Source organism: Planktothrix sp. FACHB-1355, from assembly GCF_014748295.1.
GTDB classification, from domain to species: Bacteria; Cyanobacteriota; Cyanobacteriia; order Cyanobacteriales; family Aerosakkonemataceae; genus Aerosakkonema; species Aerosakkonema funiforme_A.
This window is the reverse complement of the sequence record NZ_JACJUP010000649.1, coordinates 1-3,933: the sequence shown is the minus strand read 5'-3', so window position 1 is coordinate 3,933 and position 3,933 is coordinate 1. Positions and strand designations below refer to the sequence as shown.

The following is a 3,933-nucleotide window of genomic DNA, read 5'->3' as shown; positions in this document are numbered from 1 at the left end:
CCTTGTTCAACTGCCCAAAGTTTGCCACTCCAACCATCTGGTAGCGGTTCGCCAGATACGATATGCAATTGCTGGGATTTGTTTAATTCTTGGGCAATATTTAGGGCGACGTTGGCTGTATTATCGGTGCTGTTATCATCAACCAGGACGATAGCGAAAGAACCTGGGTAATTTTGGAGGAAGTGCGATCGCATTGTCGCTGGTAGCATTTCCGCTTCATTTCTGGCGGGAATTACCGCACAAACAGTCGGCCATTTTTCCGGTTCTTTATCTTGTACATCTAATCGCTCATCCGATCGCCAAAACTGTCCCCAAAAACACAACAGTACTACCCAAATTATTAAAGATAGCAAGGTAATCCCCAATTCAACTATGCCGAGAATCATCTTAAAAGATTATTAACTTCAGCGCTTACAATACAATATTATGAAAGTAAATGCAAATGAATACAGCACTTTTCGGGTGAGTGAGCTATACAGATCCCCGACTTCTTGAAGAAGTCGGGGATCTCGACCCATAGCCTGTACTTCATACAACTGCAAGCCGCTGTAAAATGCCGTCCGAATACAATTCTCGACTGCAAAAACAAAGTCCGCGTGAGCGGACTTTATCTAGATATTACTGGAACTTTCCTAAGCAGATTTTGTTTGTGTAGCTACACCTAAAAATCTGTGCGCTGTGGGTATTCAGAATTACGCTGTCCGATTGATCAAATTCCACAGCCAAATAGCAACTAATGCACCCACGACAGCAACAAAAATACTAGGAATGTTGAAAGCGGCGTTAGCTGTAAGCACGAGTCTTCCCGTCTGCAATAAAGTAAATATCGTCCCACCCAGGAAAGCGCCCACAATGCCCAGAACCATCGTAGCTAGAATACCGCCGCCTTGACGACCGGGGTAGACAAGTTTGGCGATCGCACCAGCAACAAGACCCAAAACAATCCAGGCGATAATATTACCCATTTTTTTGGCTCCTTGAAACTTTCTTACTTAAAAATCTAGTATAGCAACTCAAAGAAATATTCCCCTTGTCCGGGGACAAAGTTTTTATGTTTAGTTATATTTTTTTACTTAATAAAGAGTTACATTCCTTAATCGGATCGAAGTAAAAGAAATTACAAGAAACGGTTCGGTGTAAGCACCTACTGTAAGGAGCGATCGCATATCTTAGGCAATCAATCTACTTTCATCTATAGATATGCTTTGTGTACCTGCACAATAGAGGATTTTGTCAGCTTAAGATTGAGGGGTTTAACCCCTCATTTAACACCGTTATTAAACAGTTAAATTGTGCATCTTAAAAGCGAACTTTCCACTAAGTTTGTGGAAAGCTAGAGGAGGATTATCGAATAGGCGATCGCCAGAAATAGAACGGATCTTAAATTCATCTGAATCGGAAGAGACTATTTGTTCCCTCTGCGCCAGGGGGCATAATAAATTAATGCGATCGCCTTCGATATTAGCGATAGGCTCTGCGATTCATCATATTCCACAACCAAATGGCAATAATTGCACCCAAGACGGCGACAAAAACACCGGGAAAGGTTAAAGGAGTGGCGGCAAGTTGGAAAGTTCCCGTTTGCAATAAAGTGACCAAAGTTCCACCGATGAAGGCTCCCACGATACCCAGCACCATCGTAGCCAGAATACCGCCGCCTTGATAACCGGGATAGATAGCTTTCGCGATCGCGCCAGCAAGCAGACCTAAAACAACCCAAGCAACAATACCCATAGCTTTGGCTCCTTAAATGTTTTTATGTCACATTTTCAGAATAGCCAGTAAATTTTTATTTGACCTCTGCCAACCGATATAATCTACTAGATATAAATCGATAATCATCATCTTTCAGGAAATTTATTGAGTAGGTAATTATTCATTTTTCCCCTGTGCCTCTTGGCCGATTTGCCCGTCAACAAACTAATAACTTATGTGCCATAAACCATATGTAAGGGAAATTACCAGTTGCTAATCCAGTACTGTTTCTGCTATAAATCGCAACTAATTAAGCATTTTGCTTGATGCTGCATTAAGCGGATGTTGCTGAGAGTGAACGGAACCTATGCAAACACAAGACAGAACAAAGGTAACAAGCGTTGATGCGGCTATTGCTGCTTCTCAGAATTACCTACTTTCCATCCAATATCCAGATGGTTACTGGTGGGCAGAATTGGAATCCAACGTTACCATAACGGCAGAGGCGGTACTCCTCCATAAAATTTGGGGTACGGACAAGACAAGACCTTTGCACAAAGCGGAAACTTACCTGCGAAGGGAACAGCGATCGCACGGTGGTTGGGAACTATTTTATGGCGATGGCGGCAATCTCAGCACATCGGTGGAAGCTTACATGGCGCTGAAGTTGCTGGGCGTACCGGCCACAGATCCAGCTATGCAAAAAGCGCGGGAATTTATTTTAGAACGAGGCGGCATCAGCAAAACGCGCATTTTTACTAAAATGCACCTGGCATTAATTGGCTGCTACAACTGGCGGGGACTGCCTTCAATTCCGCCTTGGATAATGTTGTTGCCAGAATCTTTTCCCTTCACCATTTACGAAATGTCCAGTTGGGCGCGGAGTAGCACCGTTCCTCTGTTAATTGTGTTCGATCGCAAGCCGATTTACATAACCAATCCCAGCATCACTTTGGAGGAACTTTACACAGAAGGTGCTGAGAATGTGCGCTTTGAACTACCGCGCAATAACGATTGGACAGATGTATTTGTTTGGCTGGATGACGCTTTCAAATTAGCAGAAAATTTCAACTTAGTGCCTTTCCGGGAAGAAGGACTCAAAGCAGCCGAAAAATGGGTTTTGGAACGACAAGAAGAAACCGGTGATTGGGGTGGCATTATTCCCGCAATGTTGAATTCACTTTTAGCATTGCGCTGCCTGGATTATGATGTCAATGACCCAATTGTGGAAAGGGGTTTGCAAGCGGTCGATCGATTTGCAGTCGAAACAGAGGATATTTACTGGGTGCAACCTTGCGTTTCGCCAGTTTGGGATACCGCTTTGGTGATGCGAAGTTTGGTCGATTCCGGAATCGCACCCAATCATCCAGCCCTTGTGCGGGGGGGAGAATGGCTGCTGAATAAGCAAATTTTAGATTACGGCGATTGGGCTGTCAAAAACAAGCAGGGAAAACCGGGTGCTTGGGCGTTTGAATTTGTGAATCGCTTTTATCCGGATGTAGATGATTCTGCGGTTGTGGTGATGGCGTTGAATGGCGTGCAATTGCCGAACGAAGAATTAAAACAAGCTGCCATTGCACGTACTGTGGCTTGGATTGCGACAATGCAATGTCGAGATGGCGGTTGGGCTGCTTTCGATCTGGATAATAATGCAGATTGGCTGAACCAATTGCCTTACGGCGACTTGAAAGCGATGATAGACCCGAATACGGCAGATGTGACGGCGCGGGTGTTGGAAATGTTGGGACGCGGTAATTTCTCGATCGATCCGAGCAATTTCGATCGCGCTTTAAATTATCTCAAAAACGAACAAGAACCGGAAGGCTGCTGGTACGGACGTTGGGGAGTAAATTATATTTACGGCACCAGTGGCGTTTTGGCGGCGCTGTCTCTAGTTGCGCCTCAGTCGCACCGAAGCAATATCGAACGCGGTGCAGCTTGGCTGGTCAGCTGTCAAAATGCCGATGGAGGATGGGGGGAAACTTGCTTCAGCTACGATAATCCCGCCCTCAAAGGAAAAGGAGACAGTACCGCATCTCAGACTGCTTGGGCTTTAATTGGCTTGCTGGCGGCGGGAGAAGCCACCGGGAAGTTTGAGAAAGAGGCGATCGATCGGGGAATCAACTATCTTGTGACTGCACAACGTTCTGATGGCACTTGGGATGAGGATTATTTCACTGGAACTGGCTTTCCCTGCCATTTCTATCTCAAATATCACCTTTATTTACAACATTTTCC

General features: G+C 45.0%; 4 protein-coding genes. 1 reads left to right on the top strand and 3 read right to left on the bottom strand.

Annotated elements, in window-relative coordinates:
- From H6S82_RS22390 to H6S82_RS22380, 3 genes are all read right to left on the bottom strand, one after another.
- Positions 1-386: glycosyltransferase (locus H6S82_RS22390; protein ID WP_191056726.1), on the bottom strand; the 386-nt coding region annotated here is incomplete at its 3' end.
- A gap of 306 nt (positions 387-692) precedes the next feature.
- Positions 693-965, bottom strand: coding sequence for a GlsB/YeaQ/YmgE family stress response membrane protein (locus tag H6S82_RS22385; RefSeq protein ID WP_190472834.1), 273 nt, complete (start codon positions 963-965; stop codon positions 693-695).
- Between the two features lie 496 nt (positions 966-1,461).
- On the bottom strand, positions 1,462-1,734 hold the full coding sequence (locus tag H6S82_RS22380; RefSeq protein WP_190472836.1) for a GlsB/YeaQ/YmgE family stress response membrane protein: 273 nt from the start codon (positions 1,732-1,734) through the stop codon (positions 1,462-1,464).
- 328 nt (positions 1,735-2,062) lie between these two features.
- Here H6S82_RS22380 and shc point away from each other — a divergent pair.
- On the top strand, positions 2,063-3,933 hold a 1,871-nt coding region (shc, locus tag H6S82_RS22375), incomplete at its 3' end, for a squalene--hopene cyclase (RefSeq protein WP_191056725.1).

What these genes read in the sequence shown, in the direction of transcription:
- H6S82_RS22385 (WP_190472834.1), bottom strand. Translation starts at nt 965, where the DNA reads ATGGGTAATATTATCGCCTGGATTGTTTTGGGTCTTGTTGCTGGTGCG.
- H6S82_RS22380 (WP_190472836.1), bottom strand. Translation starts at nt 1,734, where the DNA reads ATGGGTATTGTTGCTTGGGTTGTTTTAGGTCTGCTTGCTGGCGCGATC.